We start from the raw sequence: 17,944 nt of genomic DNA on the forward strand, positions 1-17,944 counted from the left end.
GGTGACGGCATATAATTTTGCTAATTTCTAATAAAATATTCCAAATCCACTCACTTTAGGTTGAATTAGCTTAGTAAATTGAAATAAATAATAATATTTACTTTATAAACATTATTATTTTTATTAACCTTAAGTCCAAAATTAAGAAAACATAAGTCACGATATAATACTATGAAAATTGAAATCAGTATAAAAGACGATAAAGTTGATTTTGTACTTGAGGTTTTAAGCCACTTCAAGTATGTAAAAGTCTTGAATCCAAAAGATGGTCCAGTAAGAATCCCAGCCACACAAATTGACCACGACGGTGACCGTAGACTATACCGATATGAAAGGGTCCGTCAATTAAAAGAACCAGTTCCTGCCAAACAACCGAAAGTCATCAATTTGCCTAAACCTTATTCGGAAGCCGTCGAACAGATCCGACAGTCCCAAGAAGGTAAAATCGAACTCAAATCCGCTAAAACCTTATTAAATGAACTTTAACATTATCTGCACGGATGTCTTTACAAAAGAACTCAAAAAGTTGGTTAAAGAACATCCCTCCTTCAGCCACGACTTCAAATTACTATTGGACAAGTTAGAAGAAAACCCGGATACGGGAACTCCTCTTGGCAATCAGTTTTTTAAAACAAAACTTTCTTTCCGTTCAATGGGAAGACAAAGTAGAGAAAAACCAAATGTCCAGATCTATTTCTGTATCAGACAAAAGAACGTCTACCTTATTGCAATCCAAAACAGAAATGAATCAAGTGCATTTCCTGAAAAAGACATGCAGGAAGTATTGAAATCCATCAAATAATCAGATTGAAGCTTTTCTTTGGAAAGTATTGCTTTTGATTATTCCGACCTCAGATTCAGTTTTTTACAAAAAAAAGCGCAAGGAAATTTTTCACCCTTGCGCTTTTTCTTTGATTTTTCATGTCACTTTAGAGCATCCCACAATATCTCAACAGGATGCTTGGCTTTCTTTCCTGTTCCATCTTCGATCTGATGCCGGCAGGAAGTTCCCGGTGCTGCAATTAGTGTTGTCTCTTCCGCCTTGCGTACAGCCGGAAACAAAACCATCTCCCCAATCTTCATGCTGATATCGTAATGCTCCTCCTCATAGCCAAATGACCCTGCCATGCCACAGCAACCTGAAGGAATGGTTTCGACACTGAAATTCTTTGGTAAGGAAAGCATCTTCTGCGTCCAGGTCATGGAAGACAACGCTTTTTGATGACAGTGCCCGTGAAGCTTGATTTTCTTGGTTTCCTCAGTAAAGGAATCTGATTTGATGTTTCCTGCTGCAATTTCCTTCCCTATAAATTCCTCTATGGTTTGGGTATGAAATTTCAGTTTCTTTGCTCCCTCAACCAATTCCTTTCCCACCAACCTTGGATATTCATCCCTGAAACTCAAAATAGCAGAAGGTTCGATTCCCACCAAAGGTGTGTTTCCATCAATTAGGTCCTGAAATATCCTCACATTAGCTTCCGCGTGTTTTTTGGCTTTTTCGAGCAAACCCTTGGACAAAGCAGAACGACCGCTTTCCTCGTGGTCCGCTACCTTCACCTCATATCCCAACTTCTTGAGCAATTTGATCGCCGTGATTCCAATTTGGGTATCGTTATGGTTGGTAAATTCATCTATGAACAAGTACAGCGATTTGATCAAAGGAGTTTTCCCGGGAAGTTTGCTGTAATTGCTTTTGTACCACTTCCTCAAACTTGTTTTGCTGATTTCCGGCAGGTTCCTTTTTGGAGCGACTCCCAAAACCGATTTCATCAATCCTCCCGTAATCCCATTTGCCAAAGTAAAGTTGGCTATACCGGGAACAATTGCCGCCAGTCCATTCAGTTCATTGATATGGGCAAAGGCTTTGGACCGTAGCGGAACCCCGTGGGTCTTTTGATATTGGTAGAGAAATTCCGCTTTCATCGAAGCCATATCGACATTGGATGGACATTCGGCAGTACATCCTTTGCAGGAAAGACACAGGTCCAAGGCCTCCTTGATCTCCGGATGGTCAAAGGCATTTTCTTTTTTGTCCAAAGTCAAAAACTCACGTAAAGTATTGGCACGGCCGCGAGTAGTATCTTTTTCATTTCTTGTAGCCTGGTAACTTGGACACATCGTCCCGCCTGATGCCGGCAATTTGCGGCAGTCTCCTGAACCGTTGCACTTCTCCGCCAACCTCAATATGCCTCCTGCAGCACTGAAATCCATCAGGGTGTCTTGCTCCGGAGTCACCATTTCGGCTTCATACCTCAAAGAAGTATTCATCGGTGCAGTGTCCACAATCTTGCCGGGATTGAAGATATTGTCAGGATCCCAGGTGTATTTGACGCGGCGGAGAAGTTGGTAATTGTCCTCTCCCACCATCATCGGGATAAATGGCGCACGGACCCGACCGTCTCCATGTTCGCCGCTGAGTGAGCCATTGTATTTTTTGACCAACTTGGCGGAAGCCTCCGAGATCCTGTAAAACTCCTCCTGATCTGCTTTTTTCTTCAAATCCAAAATCGGGCGCATGTGGATTTCGCCTGCGCCGGCGTGGGCATAATGCACAGGATTTTGGTTGAATCCCTTCAGGATTTCATCCAATTCATCAATATAATCCGCCAAATCATCGATATCCACGGCGGTATCTTCAATACATGCCACGGCTTTTGGGTCGCCGGGAATATTCGCCAAAAGTCCCAAACCTGCACTTCGTAAAGCCCAAGCGGATTTGGTCAGGTCAGGTCCGATTACCGGATAGGCATAACCCAATCCGGCTGCTTTCAGGTCAGCAATAAGTTTGTCTCCTTTTTCCCTTGCTTCAGATTCGGTCTTGCCGGTAAACTCAATCATCAACAATGCCATCGGATCACCCTCGACGAAATAGCGGTTTTTGCTGTATTCAAGGCTTTCTTTGGTACAATCCAAAATGATTTTGTCCATCAGCTCCACGGCAGTCGCAGGATGCTTCATCGCCACCTGGGCGGCTTTCATGCTTTGGTGTATTGATTCAAAATGCGCAGCCACCACGATTTCCAATGGATCAGGAACAGGATCCAAGAGGATTTTGATCTCTGTGGTAAAGGCCAATGTTCCCTCCGAACCGGCCAACAGCTTACAGAAATTGAACTTGCCTCCACCTTGTGTAAATATTTCGGACTCCAAAAGAACATCTACTGCATAGCCTGTATTGCGGCGGTGAATGGTTTTCTTTGGAAATTGTTCTTCAATGTTTTTTTTGTTTTCCGGATTGGAAAGTTCCTGTCTTACCTGACGGTAAAGCTGCCCTTCCAAAGTTTCAAAATGGCACTTGGCTTCAAATTCAGCTTGGGATAATTCGCCAAAAACCACTTGCGAGCCATCACTCAAAAAAACTTTTAACTCCAAAACCTTATCCCTTGTCGTCCCATAGACGATCGAAGTCGTCCCGCAGGAATTGTTCCCCACCATCCCACCGATCATGGCCCGGTTAGCGGTGGAAGTAATGGGACTAAAGAACAAACCGTGAGGTTTCAAAAATTGGTTGAGTTCGTCCCGGACTACGCCCGGCTGCACACGAACCCATTTTTCTTCTTTGTTGAATTCCAGGATTTTGGTAAAGTTTCTTGCCACATCCACCACGATACCGTTACCGACACACTGTCCTGCGAGTGAGGTTCCCGCTGTCCTTGGGATCAGGGAAGTTTTGTTTTTACCTGCGAAAAGGATCAGTTTTTGGATGTCGGACTCTGATTTTGGAAAGGCGACAGCCAAAGGAATCTCCCGATATACGGAAGCATCTGTGGCATAAAGAGTTTTGGTAAGTGCGTCAAATCTGAGTTCCCCTTCTAATTGGGTAGCCAAATTCTCCAATAAAGGCAACAGGTTAGGTTTGGTCAAAGTCATGCTTCAAAAATAAATAAAAGAAACAGGGTATAGGAGAAATTCACGTTGGTTTGGGAAATTATTTTAGGGAAGACAGAAGACGGAAGACGGAAATTTTTGAAAAAGACCGATGACCGATGTAATGGCCATGGAGGTTATTCCATCTCGGTGGACAGTCGACCGTGGACTGTTGACAATTTAAATCCAAATTCTCAACCTTAACCCTTCATTTTAAACTATTTTTGTATTCTATTTGGAGGTGTTTTTCATTCAGAGAATCACTATTCAAACTCAATCCCAACTTCTAAAAAAAACTGAATTTCATAATTAATCGGAACCGCCCGCTGTATCCAGGGTGATGTTACTGCTTGCCTTTTTCTTAAGTTAGAGTCCAAAAGGGTATATGTTCTTTATTTTATTGGTTCTTTATAAAAATCCTTCAGAGAATTTGTATAGTCTTTGTCATCAATAGGATATTTCCTTTGAAAGACACTAGGTTGTTTACTTCCTAGAGGAACTAGCATCAAACTAGAATTCCCATTAAATCTAACCATCTTATCAGGATCAATGGTTGATTCGTCGAAAGAGATTGTAAAGTAATAAAGGTAATGAGGGATAAAATCCATAAACTTCTTATACTCTTCGGGATTGAGCTCACCCTTAAGGTTGATCAGGGAAAAATCCTTTTTTTCAATAATTGCCGATTGAAACTCTACGGCACTTAAAGGGATATTATCCAATGTGGGCATAACATCAAACTGGGCATCGACCATCGCCCATTTCTTATGGTCATTCAACCATACCTCTGTCAGAACGTGACCTGCACCAAACTTAACTTTTTCTACATCCTGGGTCATTAGGCCCAAAGTCCTCGATTTCATACCGATTGTAGCTAAGACACTTTTTAGGACTATTCCATATTCTACACATCTGAATTTCTCTCCTTGCCCAGCCCTTTTTAAAATGACATAGGCATCTTTTGTACCTGCATTATTCCAGCTATTATGTTCCCATTGATTTCTTACCCAATTCAGCGCTAAAAGTATTTTGGTCTGTTCATCTTTTTCATCCCTGATCAAATCCTCAATGGGATAATTCTCTCTAATCTTAAATATGATAGAGTCTTTGTTTGGGTCAGGAAAATAAAATTGATACTCCGGATTTATTGATTCTGTGTCAAATGATATTTTATTTATCTTTTTTGATGGTAAAATATTCAACACTGTACATCCCGAAAAAAACAATGCACAAGAAAACAGAATTATTAGTATCCTCATTTTTTTATCTTTTTTAATATGCACGATTTTTAGAAGCTAAATCAGTTTTTATGGTTAGCCCTAACTGTTTGCAGCTATTCGGGTGGCAGCAAGATCTGCCTAATCTGTAAATTTTATAGGGAAAAAGCAAAGTTAAATTGTAAAACTGCACCTCATTTTAAGCACTTCACCCCGCATGGCGCAAGACCAGTGAAGTAGCTAACAATTTTATTTTAAATTGCGTTTAGTTAATTCTTCGTGATGTCTAACGTGATAAATTGTAAAATACAGCATTTCTCGGATTGTCAATTTGCCCAATAATGGATGAGGTAAAATATATTTATCAAGGTCATCTTCAGTTAATTTGTCAAGTTTACCAGCTAATTTATCTACCTCATTTTTCAAGTCACCTTTCAGTCTTAAACCTTTTTCGATACTTACTGCTTTTGGGATAAATCTTCCAATTGCTCTTCCTCCGTTTTCTAATTTCAATAAATATTTTTTCACCAAATCTTCGTAACTCTTACTTTTCCTGTTGGCTTGTCCCCAAATAAGTTTCAGAATGAAATTAGGAAAACTCAATATTTGGCTAACAGGTTTAACTCCAAGAAATATGTGTTCAAGTTGTTGTCCTGCTGTCCATTTATCATTTTTCCTACTTAGAAATTCATCTTCAGACAAACTTTCCAAATAGGAAATAAATGAATTATGACTTTCGTAGAGTTTATTTTTTATAGTCTGTTTGTCCATGATTTTTGTCTTTACGCTTTTGACTAAGGGTCCGTAGCTAAGAAACATGGGGGCATTTCGGAGCGATTTCCTTTCTGCAATAACTAAAGTTAGTTCGGGGAACAAACTTTGCGAATGCCACTGACTGTTCCATGTTTCCTTAGGTGCTGTTACCAGAGGGTTTTATCTCATTTCAACTTTTTGACTTGTCTTTGTTACCATTTCATTTGTGAATATTAATTCTTCAAATCCTACAGATATTTTCATTTTTAAGTCAGTGCCATAATCTTTTACAAAATTGGCTTTCATGTCATAAATGGCTTTTCCTATTCCTATTCCCTCTGCTTTTATTGTGGCTGAATCCTGGTCCATATTTAATTCAATCTTTTGATTTAAATTAAAATAGGCAAAAGCGTCTTTAATTTCATCTAAAGTATAGGTGGTAGAAATTTTTATATAGACGCTTGCTAAATCTGCCACAGGAATTGTCATAGGGATGACTTGATAGAATGAATCGCCAATTTTCATCGGCTCTTCAGGAAAAGGAATACTTTGCGTGACCTTTTCTAGAGATGATTTAATTACGTTTTTTGTAGCATCATTTACTTTATCACTGATTATATTCAGAACTTCAACTTGTCCATCGGGTTTATATTTTCCTTCTATAACCAAACCTGTCATTGGGTTTTCCTTTTCTTCTTTTTTTCCGTTTTGTGTGGTTGTTGTATTTATGGACTTATAAAGCATTGTATAAAAGAAACTCTCATCTTCTTGTTTCTCCCCATTTTTCATTTCAGTTTGTATTTGGGTTTGACTTAAAATTTCTATAGGGAAATCAAACCCATTTTCCTTTATTTTCAATATTCTTTCTTCAGGTCCTGACACATCAAGGGTATTTTTGGAATCAGTTGAGCTTGATGTGAAATACTCTTTATCAGGTAAAAACCTTGACTTAAATACGACTTGCTGACCTTGGGCGCAGGGCACAATTGCTACAAATATCAAAAGGGAAATAATTTTCTTCATATGTGGTTTTTTTAACTTGCCGGTAACATCCTCAAGTCCTTTATAATAAGAAAAGAGTTCAAATAGCTTACTTCCTCCAAAAATTTGGAAATAATTCCCTATAAAACTAAAAGAATTTTTTAAACCTAATCTATCCCATCGCCCTATCTCCCCAAAAATACCGTCTCCTTTTTCTCCGCTGACTTTCTGGCGGCATCGAGGATTTCGGCGACGATCATGTTGTTGTTCAGAGAATAAAGACTATAGTCTTCCACTTTGATTTTGCCCCTGATCACCTCTGCGAAATAGGAAAAAGGATCTACATACACCCCAACTTCATCCGGCCGAACTTCGAAGGTTTTTTCCTCAGGATTGTCCCAAGTTCGTGTCCGCATCTTTGACCTGTTTTCGCTGATTACCTGACCGGTCTTTCCATAAAATTCCATGTCCTTTCTGTCAAAAGGCCAATTCCAAGAAGCTTGGATAATCGCCTGAGCATCTCCATAAACCAAAATGATCGTCGCCTCATCATCCACTTTGGGATAGATGTCCGGTTTGTAGGTATTCGTGACGGCTGTGACGGAAATCGGCTTTCGCCCTTCCATCAGGTAAGTCATGATATTGGCTCCATAGCAACCAAAATCAACCAACGCGCCACCCCCATTTTGAACCGGATCCGTCAGCCAATCCAGAAACTCCTTCCCCACCCCGATTTCTTTGGGACCTCTGTGTCCATGATGAAATACAGCTTTGCGGATCGGCCCAAAAGCTTCCTTGTCCTGAAGCAATTGATAGGTCTTTTCGGTACTTGCATACCAAGAAGTCTCAAAGTTGGTCAGGAGATGGATCCCGTGTTTTTTGGCCAAAGCTTCCATTTTTTTGGCTTGGTCGAGAGAAAATGTCAACGGCTTTTCCACCATGACATGAATTCCACGCGGAGCGGCAAGTTCCACGGCTTCCAAATGGGCATAAATGGAACCAAAGGCCAATACAGCTTCCGGCTTTGTAGCATCAAGCATCGCTTTGGCATCGGTAAAAAACAGTTTTTGATCCAAGTTGTAGCGCTTGGCATAGCTTGCTGCAAGGGCTGCATCCGGTTCGTAAATCCCCACCAAGTCCACATCAGTCTTGTCTTTTCTATTGAAAATCCAGGGCGAATGCCCATGAGAAAGTCCCATCATCGCCATGCGGACAGGTTGATTGCTTTGCTGTGCAAATGAGTATTGAAAAAAAGAGGAACAAATGAAAAGAAAAAGGAGGAGATTTTTCATGGTTTGGTTTGGGTTGGAGAATAGAATACAAGATGGGAATTTTCATTCTTCACAACAAATTCGGAATTTTTATATCTAAAACTGAACCTAATATTTTTTATGCGGGGAGAAAAAAATAAGGTTCGGATTAACTGATGGAATTAAAACTTCATCAATTTCAAATTTAGAATATACATTCATACAGATTCTCATTTTTCCATTTTACCAATTTGTATTTACACTTTCACGTCACCAACCAAGTAAAACTCGGACTGAAGTTCATATGCAGCATCTGTGGACTATGGACTGGTGACTATTGATAAATCTCCAAATTTTATTTCCGTACCTTTGCCCCATGTCAGAAAATACCGCTTCCTCCCACGCCAGATATTTAAAGAACCTTTCTATCGATGCATTCAATGAAATGCAATCGGACTTTATAGAATCCGCTGCCAAGACCGACAATATCATGCTCTTGGCACCTACCGGTTCGGGGAAGACATTGGCTTACCTGATTCCTTTGGTAGATTCCCTTCAGGAAGACCTAAAGGAAGTACAGGCGCTGATCATAGTCCCATCACGGGAGTTGGCGATACAGATCGAGCAGGTTTTAAAAGGGATGAAAACTCCTTTCAAAGTAAGTACTGTCTATGGCGGTCATGCCATGAAGGTCGAGCAAAACAGCCTCAGCGAAGCGCCTGCAGTGGTGATAGGAACGCCGGGAAGACTTTCTGACCATGTCCAAAAAGAATCTTTCGACACCCAGGGAATCAAAATGATCATCTTGGATGAGTTCGATAAATCCCTGCAAATGGGTTTCCACGAACAGTTGCAGGTGATATTCCGAGGACTGAAGGCACAGACCCAACGGCACATCCTTACATCGGCCACCGTATTGGAGCGCTTGCCTGATTTTATTCCTTTCCAAAAACCCTATACTGTCAACTACCTCGAAGAAGTGGACGATTCCAAGCTAGAGCTTAAGCTTATCCATACTTCGAGTAAGGAAAAAGTCCAGGTCTTGATGCGCTTGGTAGCAGGATTTCAGAATGAACCCTGCCTTGTTTTTTGCAATCACCGGGATGCGGTGGACCGGATCAGTATGCTGCTAACAGGAAATGGATTTGAACATGGCGTCCTGCATGGCGGAATGGAACAAATTGACAGAGAAAAAAACCTGATCAAATTTCGCAGCGGAGTTTACAATCTCCTGATTGCAACGGACTTGGCTTCGAGAGGTCTTGATATCCCCGAAATCATGCACGTGGTACACTACCAATTGCCGATCAGGAAAGATGCCTTCATCCACCGAAATGGTAGAACCGCAAGGATGCATGCCGAGGGAAACAGCTACCTGGTCTTGGCCAACGATGAGGTTTTGCCCGATTATATAGACAAATCTGTCGAGGAAATCACCGTTACCGAAGAACTTCAGCCGGTGCAGCCTTCATCCTTTGAATGCCTGTATTTCAGTGCCGGCAAAAAGGACAAAATCTCCAAAGGCGACATTGTGGGTTTGCTGACACAAAAGGGAGGCCTGACAACTTCAGATATCGGGCTGATTACAGTTTTGGATTTTTCATCTTATGTGGCTGTCAAAAGATCCAAAGTCGCAAAAACCCTTGACAAAATCAGGAATGAGAAACTGAAAAAGAGCAAGGTGAAAATTGAGGTGGCGAGATAAAGTGCCTGCACCCTGAGGAACGAAGGGTCTCACTTTAATCGGTTGTAATTGTTATAGTTGTTGTAATGGTTGTCTGGAATTTTGGTTATTTGGTTAAAGGGTTATTTGTTTAACTGATTTGGGTTTAATTGGTTAACTGATTTGGGTTTAATTGGTTAATTGATTATTTGGTTAATTGAATATCCTTAATCTAGTTTATCTCATCCCGAAACGTGCGAGATTATAACCTTAAAACGGAACGATAGAATAGCAATGAGGTATTCCTAATTATCTCCAATTTCACATATATCCACTCAATTCTTTTGCGACCTCCAAACCACAGTCTTTCCCAACCCAGGAACCTTCCAATTTTTTAAACCTCCTGCTCCTCTTACCTTTTACTTCTCACTGTCTAGCTACTTCGTACTTGGTACATTGTACTTAGTACTTTCAGGTACTAAATCCTTTCCACCCTCTTGTTTACTATTTATATACTTTTTTACTTAACATAAACCTAACTATTTCTAAACACTACACCTTTTTTAACTATCAATATTATCTCAATAATGTTGATTTTTGATTTAAAAAAGCCATTTTTTTATCATTTAACATAAAATTAATTCACTTTAAGTTAACTTTTTCTTAACTGCCAAAAATTCTCAAAAGTTTAGCTTTGGTAAAACTTTTAAACTTAAAGCTATCAAACATTTCTACCAAAAACACATGAAAACGGCAAGATTACAGCACGTCGGATGGATGTTGGTCCTCTTTTTTGGATTGACGCTATCAGCCATCGCCCAAGAAAAAAGGGTCGAGGGAAAAATTACTGACCCGACAGGGCAACCGCTACCAGGAACAAGTGTACTGGTCAAAGGCACCAACAGAGGCACTGTAGCAGATCTGGATGGTTTGTACAACATCATGGCAAATCCTTCAGATACTTTGGTTTTCTCCTTCATCGGATTTCAGAAAATGGACAGGATTGTAGGGAATTCTTCTATCATGAATATCACGTTGATGGAAGGTTTAGATATGGGCGAAGTGGTCGTGACGGCACTCGGAATGGAACGTGACGCAAAAGCTTTGGGCTACGCAGTTCAGACTGTAGGAGGCGACAGGTTTACCGAAGCTAGAGAGACCAACGTCTTGAATTCCCTGAGCGGACGTGTTGCCGGGGTGCAAATCACCAATGGATCAAGTACTTTGGGTGGTTCCACAAGGGTGACAATCCGGGGAGAATCTTCTTTGAACATCAATGCCAACCAACCGCTATTCGTGGTGGACGGTATTCCTATCAGTAACAATATCGTCGGTTCATCGGGACGGGGCGGCCTAGAGGTGGATTATGGCAATTCTGCCGGCGAGATCAATCCCGACGACATTGCTTCAATGACGGTTTTGAAAGGTCCTGCCGCAGCAGCACTTTACGGTTCAAGAGCTGCCAACGGTGCGATTCTGATTACAACCAAATCCGGAAAAGGCAAAAAAGGATTGGGAGTGACCATCAATTCCAACACAACTTTTGACAGTCCGCTCGTCATGCCGCAGTGGCAGGACAAATATGGACAAGGCAACAACGGGCAATTTTCTTTTGTTAATGGTGCTGGTGCCGGTATTGCAGATGGGGTCGATGAAAGCTGGGGTCCAGAAATGGACAAAGGACTGAACATCCCTCAATTTGATTCTCCTAGAAACATTCCTGGATTCAGGGGAGGTGATTTGAATGCACCTGCAGGAAGTACCATCAATGCAACCCCTTGGGTTTCCGATAGGGACAACATCAATAACTTTTTCCAAACCGGCGTCACTTTGGCAAACAACGTGTCTATTGCAGGTGACAATGAAAAAGCCAATGTGCGCTTCTCATGGACCAATCTGGACCAAAAAGGAATCGTGCCCAACACAGATTTGAAGAGAAATACCTTGGCGCTGAATTCAGGCATCAACATTATTCCTGAAAAATTGACCTTGAACACCACGGTCAATTACCAAAATACCACTTCAGGAAACAGACCAAACATCAGCTACGGTACAGAAAGCTTGATGTACCTCTGGATCTGGTATGGAAGACAAGTCAATACCAATAACTTGAGGGACTATTGGATGCCAGGTCTGGAAGATGTTCAGCAGTTCAATTACAATTATAACTACCATGACAACCCCTACTTCACTGTCTATGAAAATACCAACGGGCAGCAAAAAGGCAGGGTCTTCGGTAATGTGTCTTTGAATTACAAAATCACAGACAAACTCAACCTGATGGTCAGGACGGGTCTGGATACTTACAATGAATTTAGGGACAGAAAAAGGGCATTTTCTACACAGCGTTTCCCTAGAGGACATTACAGAGAGGATAATATCTTTTTCAGTGAAAGGAATTCTGATTTCTTGCTTTCCTACACAGAAGCCGGCAGAGGAACCTGGACATATAATGTAGCCCTAGGCGGTAACCTGATGTCACAGGAAAACAGGTTCCAACAAGTAGTTGCACCTGAATTGTTGATTCCAGGAATTTACAATTTAACCAATACGGCAGTTGCATTGCAGGTTGACCAATTCAATTCAAAAAAGAAGATCAATTCGCTCTATGGATTTGGGCAGATCGGATATAAAAACATCCTGTTTTTGGACATCACAGGCCGAAATGACTGGTCTTCCACTTTGCCGGTCAACAACAATTCCTACTTCTACCCTTCAGCAACATTGAGCGCTATCCTTTCGGATATGATCCAAATGCCAAGAAGCGTCAGTTTGGTAAAATTGAGGGCTGCCTATGCAGAAGTGGGAAATGACACAAGTCCATATAGCTTGACCAATGTGTTCAACAACCAGATCGCATGGGGTTCAAACCAGGCCAAGACTGAATCCTCTACCCTATCCAATGCAGACTTGAGACCTGAAAGAACAGCCTCCACCGAATTTGGTCTTGACCTCAGGTTCTTTGAAGGAAGACTCGGATTGGATGTTACCTATTATGACAATGTCACCCGTGACCAGATCATCCCTATCACTTTGGATATTGCTACAGGTTACAACAGCCGGATCATCAACGCCGGAAAAATCCAAAACCGTGGTATAGAAATCGTCGCTTTGGCCAACCCGATCAAAAGACAAAGCGGCTTCCGTTGGGACGTCATTGCCAACTTTACAAGGAACAGAGGAAGGGTACTTGAACTGACAGAAGGATTGGACACATACACCCTTACTGAAAGAAACGGTGCATTTGTTCAGGCTAGGATCGGTGAAAGAATGGGGAATATTTACGGAGTAGGATTTGCAAGGGTTGAAGATGCGAACAGCCCGTATTTTGGCCAAATCATCCATAACAGCACGGGAACTCCACTCAGGGATTCTGAATTAAAACTTCAAGGAAACTACAATCCTGATTGGATGCTTGGTATCCAAAACAACTTTACCTACAAAAACTTCAACCTCGGGTTCTTATTTGATATCCGATATGGAGGCATTGTGGTATCGAGGACCAAAACGATCGGAAGTACTTCAGGCCAATTGGAAGAAACACTTTTTGGAAGAGAAAATGGCTATGACCTGACTGTAGAAGGCAACGGCATCATCAGCCCAGGTGTCATCCAAAATGCTGACGGTTCTTTTACTCCAAACACCATCAAAATCACTTCCCGAAACTGGCACAACAGGTACTTCGAAAGAAACAATGTGGAAGCGGCCAAATATGATGCCTCTTATGTGAAATTGAGAGAAGTTACACTTGGATACAACTTCCCAAGGGAATTTATCAGCAGGACTCCTTTTCAGGATATCAAAGTCTCATTTGTAGCCAGAAACCTGGCGCTGTGGACCGAAAACCCACACTTTGATCCTGAGACATTGTCTATGTCAGGAGGAACTTTGCAGCCTGGAGTCGAAAATATGGCGTTCCCATCTACCAGAAGTCTTGGGTTTAATATCAATCTTAAGTTTTAACCAGTAAAATTTCCGAACATACATTTGTTATGAAAACCAATATCAAAAAACTATTCACTGCCTTACTAGCCCTTCAATTGGGTTGGTTCGCAGCCTGTACAAGTGATTTTGAGGAAATCAACAGCAATCCCAATTCACCGGAAACTGTCCCTTCTTCCCTATTACTGCCGACTATCCTTAGAACAACAGCAGGCCAGCATGCCGGTCAAGCTTGGGGAATCGGCAATGTGGTCATGCAATACACTGCGAAAATCCAGTTTACCAATGAAGACCGATACAATTGGGGTCCTTTTGGTGATCCATATGGAAGCTTTTTCAATGCCCAGAGAGACATTGCGAACATCATCAAAATCTCTGAACCTCTTGGCCAAAATAACTATATCGGAATTGCCAAAATTGTCCGTGCATTACAGTATTCCTTTATGACAGACGCTTATGGGGAATTGCCTTATTCAGAGGCAATTCAGGCAAAAGAAGGGATAAACTATCCTGTATTTGATTCTCAAGAAGCCATTTATGAAGGGATCTTGAAAGATTTGAGAGAAGCCAATGAACTGCTTGGTTCAAGCAGCGAGCCCGTGCGTGGAGATATCCTTTTCGGGGGAAACATAACCACTTGGAAAAAGTTTGCCAATTCCCTTCGGATCAGGGTTTTGATGAGGATTTCATTGAGAAAGAATCCATCCACAGAATTGGAGCAAATCCTCGCTAACCCTGCTCAGTTCCCGGTTTTCACCGGAAACAGTGATCACGCGGTGTTACAGCATCTGCCGGATGTTCCCAATCAGCATGATCTCTATACCACACGATCGGGTTCGTTTGACGAATTTAGGCTAAGTAAAAACATGGAGATAACGCTCAAAGGGCTAAATGACCCAAGACTTTTTGCTTATGCCCAACCTACCAATGCTTCTGCAGCAGGTGTTGTTGGAAATCCAGCTGATTACAGTGGCGTACCAAACGGTCTTTCTGATGAAGAAGCTTTACAGTATTCCCCATCAGGTGACCCGGCCAAAGGTGGTTCCAACTTCATCTCAAGGGTAGGTTTCCTTTGGACATGTGCTGCATGTTCTCCTCGGGCAAACCCAATAGGCTATCAAACGATCTTGATGAATTACTCAGAATTGCAATTCTTACTTGCTGAGGCATGGGAAAGGGGTTATATCACATCAGGTACTGCGGATCAATATTACCTCAATGGCATCAATGCTTCTTTTGATTACTATGAAGCAAGATACAGGGTAGTCAACCTTCCCCAGATTGCAGACAGGCTAAACATTGGAGATGAGTATCTTTCCCAACCAAATGTTGCCTATACCGGTACACAGGCCGAAAAACTTAAAAAAATCGGAATTCAAAAATGGGTAGCTTTATATTTCTCAGGTCTTGAAAACTGGTATGATTGGAGAAGAACAGGTATCCCAACAATTGTACCTGGACCGGCAGCATTTGAACCAAACGTTCCGAGGAGGTTTATGTATCCCTCGTCTGTTCAGGCTTTGAACGAAGATAACTATAAGGCCGCGCTTGCAAGACAGGGAGTGGACAGGATCTCTACCCGTGTTTGGTGGGATTTAGCTAGATAATTTAATTGAAAAATGATAGATTCCTGCCTGTTCCGGACATCGGTACAGGCAGGATTTTTAAACAATACCCATGAAAAATAACAGAAGAGAATTTCTTAAACAGGCAGCAATTTTTTCAGGAAGTATGGCACTTTGGGGAGGAATCCCACAGGCTATCCAAAAAGCCATGGCCATCAGTCCGGAAGCCGGCACGACATTTCTTGATGCGGAGCATATTGTATTCCTGATGCAGGAAAACAGGTCTTTTGACCATGCATTGGGTTCTCTTCAGGGAGTCCGGGGATTCAATGACCCAAGGGCTATCAAGCTTTCCAATGATTTGCCCGTTTGGCTACAGCCTGACAAAGACGGCAAAATCTACAAACCATTTCACCTAGATATCCTAAATACAAAATCTACTTGGATGGGTGGAGTTCCCCACTCTTGGGAAGATCAGGTTGATGCACGGAATGAAGGAAAATATGATGGATGGGTAGAATCCAAAAGACCCGGGAACAAAGAATTCAGCCATATACCCTTGAGCATGGGATATTACAAAAGAGAGGACATCCCTTTTTATTATGCATTGGCTGATGCATTTACGGTCTGCGACCAGCATTTTTGTTCGGCACTGACCGGCACCACGACCAACAGAATGTATTTTTGGACAGGAAAAAGCAGGGATCCCAAAGACGGGTTTTCGGTTGTACGTAACTCCGAAGCCACTTATTCCAAAGAAGTGGATTGGAAAACTTATCCTGAAAGACTGGAAGAAAACGGAGTTTCATGGAGGGTTTACCAAAATGAAATCAGCTTATCTTCAGGTTTAGAGGACGAAGACGAATCACTTTTAGCAAACTTCACAGACAATAACCTGGAGTGGTTCAAGCAATACCACGTGCGCTTTGCCAAAAGCCACTACCCATTTTTACAGAAAGGAGAAAAAGATCTGCTGAAATCCATCGCTGATTTGGAAAATTCGATGAAATCCAATCCAGTCGATGGCATGGAAATAGCATTGGAAGAAAACAAAACCAAATTGGCCTATATCCAAGCGACCTTGGTCAAGTATCATCCGGACAACTTTGACAACCTTTCCGAAACAGAGAAAAACCTCCACAATAAAGCATTTACAATCAATTCTGAAGATCCTGATTTTCACCAGACAGAATGGATGGAATATGAAAAAGACGGGGAAACCTTCAAAACAAGAATCCCTAAGGGCGACATCCTCCACGAATTCCGCAAAGATGTCAAAGAAGGAAAACTTCCGACCGTATCTTGGCTAGTCGCTCCGCAAAAATTCTCCGACCATCCATCTGCCCCTTGGTACGGCGCATGGTATGTCTCCGAGGCAATGAACATCCTGACCGAAAATCCTGAAGTCTGGAAGAAGACAATTTTTATCCTCAATTACGACGAGAACGACGGATATTTTGACCATATCCCTCCTTTTGTCGCCCCGCATCCTTCAGATCCAAATTCCGGAAAAGTAACCGGAGGCATTCAGACCAAAGATGAATTTGTAACCTTGGAAGAGGAACTTTCCAAACCCGGAATGAAGCCTGAAAATGCCCGCCAAAGTCCCATTGGTTTGGGTTATAGGGTCCCGCTGATCATCGCCTCCCCTTGGACGCGCGGCGGTTGGGTCAACTCAGAAGTCTGTGACTTGACTTCTCCCCTGATGTTTTTGGAGAAATTTCTCAAACACAAAACCGGAAAAGACATCACAGAAGACAATATCAGCAGTTGGCGAAGGACCGTTTGTGGTGACCTGACATCCGCTTTCAGACCTTATGATGGCGAGAAAATAGATTTTCCAAAACCCGTAGTACAGCAAGAATTTATGAAAATGATCCACCAAGCGAGTTTCAAAAACCTGCCTGACAACTTCGGCCCTTTGAAATCAGAAGAAATCCAAGCAGTCAAAAAAACCGGGAGAAAATCCAAAGTCCTGCCCAAACAAGAAGCCGGCACAAGGAATTCCAATGCGCTTCCTTACGAATTATACCTAGATGGAGCAATGGATTACTTTCAGCAGTCATTCCGGATAGTTTTTCAAAATTCGGATAAGGTGTTTGGGAAAAAGACAGCAGGTGTTCCTTTTCAGGTTTATGCTCCTACCAAATATTTAGAAAATGGAAAATGGATGCCGATGAAAGTCTGGTCTTTTGCTTTGGAACCTGGAACAGACCTTGATTACCAATGGCCATTGGTCAATTTTGAAAACGGACATTACCACTTGGATGCTTATGGCCCTAATGGATTCTACAGAAGTTTCAAAGGAATTAGAAACGAACCTTTGGTAGAAGTCAGTGCAACTTACGACCTCAAAGATCCAAAAAATCCCAAGTTGATTCTCACTATCAATAACCACGACAAAGTCAAAAATTTGGACTTGATCTTGGAAGATCAAGCCTATGGAAAAGCCCAGACGGAAATATCGTTGAATCCAAACTCAGAGAAAACGATCACATTGGAAACCGAGAAAAGTTTTGGTTGGTACGATTATGCTTTGAGAATCAAAGGAAACGAACTATTTGAAAGAAGACTTGCAGGAAGAATAGAAACAGGATTACCTTCTAAAACCGACCCACAGATAGGGAATTTGTCAATAGAGAGTGACACATTCTCTGTTTAGGTGAGTGCATTGAGAGATGATTTTATGAAAAAGCCGGTATCGAA

11 protein-coding genes are annotated in these 17,944 nt (G+C 41.8%); 6 read left to right on the forward strand and 5 right to left on the reverse strand.

Annotation, left to right across the window (positions count from 1 at the left end; all coding sequences use genetic code 11):
- The first annotated feature begins 171 nt into the window (after positions 1 to 171).
- Positions 172 to 486 carry a hypothetical protein gene (locus DQW11_RS05510; RefSeq protein ID WP_113922956.1) on the forward strand — a complete coding sequence of 105 codons (315 nt, stop codon included), beginning with the start codon at positions 172 to 174 and terminating at the stop codon, positions 484 to 486.
- Positions 476 to 802, forward strand: coding sequence for a ribosome-inactivating family protein (locus DQW11_RS05515; RefSeq protein WP_113922957.1), 327 nt, complete (start codon positions 476 to 478; stop codon positions 800 to 802). Before DQW11_RS05510 ends, DQW11_RS05515 begins: the two co-directional genes overlap by 11 nt.
- Positions 803 to 924: 122 nt before the next feature.
- Here DQW11_RS05515 and DQW11_RS05520 read toward each other — a convergent pair whose 3' ends face one another.
- From DQW11_RS05520 to DQW11_RS05540, 5 genes are all read right to left on the reverse strand, one after another.
- Entirely contained in the window at positions 925 to 3,870 is a 2,946-nt protein-coding gene (locus DQW11_RS05520; RefSeq protein ID WP_113922958.1) for an FAD-binding and (Fe-S)-binding domain-containing protein, read from the reverse strand.
- A gap of 389 nt (positions 3,871 to 4,259) precedes the next feature.
- A complete protein-coding gene (locus DQW11_RS05525) occupies positions 4,260 to 5,150 on the reverse strand; it encodes a transglutaminase domain-containing protein (protein ID WP_113922959.1) in 891 nt (296 codons plus the stop codon).
- Positions 5,151 to 5,333: 183 nt separating this feature from the next.
- Complete coding sequence (locus DQW11_RS05530) at positions 5,334 to 5,855, reverse strand: DinB family protein (RefSeq protein WP_113923234.1); 522 nt, start codon at positions 5,853 to 5,855, stop codon at positions 5,334 to 5,336.
- 162 nt (positions 5,856 to 6,017) lie between these two features.
- Positions 6,018 to 6,860 carry a hypothetical protein gene (locus DQW11_RS05535; protein ID WP_113922960.1) on the reverse strand — a complete coding sequence of 281 codons (843 nt, stop codon included), beginning with the start codon at positions 6,858 to 6,860 and terminating at the stop codon, positions 6,018 to 6,020.
- A gap of 143 nt (positions 6,861 to 7,003) precedes the next feature.
- Positions 7,004 to 8,110, reverse strand: a complete 1,107-nt coding sequence (locus DQW11_RS05540) for a Gfo/Idh/MocA family protein (RefSeq protein WP_113922961.1) — start codon at positions 8,108 to 8,110, stop codon at positions 7,004 to 7,006.
- A 334-nt stretch (positions 8,111 to 8,444) separates the two neighbouring features.
- Here DQW11_RS05540 and DQW11_RS05545 point away from each other — a divergent pair, with 334 nt between their 5' ends.
- The 4 genes from DQW11_RS05545 to DQW11_RS05560 all read left to right on the forward strand — a co-directional run bounded on the left by DQW11_RS05545 (position 8,445) and on the right by DQW11_RS05560 (position 17,900).
- Positions 8,445 to 9,773 (forward strand): DEAD/DEAH box helicase, encoded by a 1,329-nt coding sequence (locus DQW11_RS05545; protein WP_113922962.1) that lies wholly within the window; start codon positions 8,445 to 8,447, stop codon positions 9,771 to 9,773.
- A gap of 702 nt (positions 9,774 to 10,475) precedes the next feature.
- Positions 10,476 to 13,694 (forward strand): SusC/RagA family TonB-linked outer membrane protein, encoded by a 3,219-nt coding sequence (locus DQW11_RS05550; protein WP_113922963.1) that lies wholly within the window; start codon positions 10,476 to 10,478, stop codon positions 13,692 to 13,694.
- A 29-nt stretch (positions 13,695 to 13,723) separates the two neighbouring features.
- A complete protein-coding gene (locus DQW11_RS05555; protein ID WP_113922964.1) occupies positions 13,724 to 15,280 on the forward strand; it encodes a SusD/RagB family nutrient-binding outer membrane lipoprotein in 1,557 nt (518 codons plus the stop codon).
- 70 nt (positions 15,281 to 15,350) lie between these two features.
- Complete coding sequence (locus DQW11_RS05560; protein WP_113922965.1) at positions 15,351 to 17,900, forward strand: phosphocholine-specific phospholipase C; 2,550 nt, start codon at positions 15,351 to 15,353, stop codon at positions 17,898 to 17,900.
- Positions 17,901 to 17,944: the final 44 nt, after the last annotated feature.

Source organism: Cognataquiflexum aquatile (genome assembly GCF_003316845.1).
GTDB lineage: Bacteria > Bacteroidota > Bacteroidia > Cytophagales > Cyclobacteriaceae > Cognataquiflexum > Cognataquiflexum aquatile.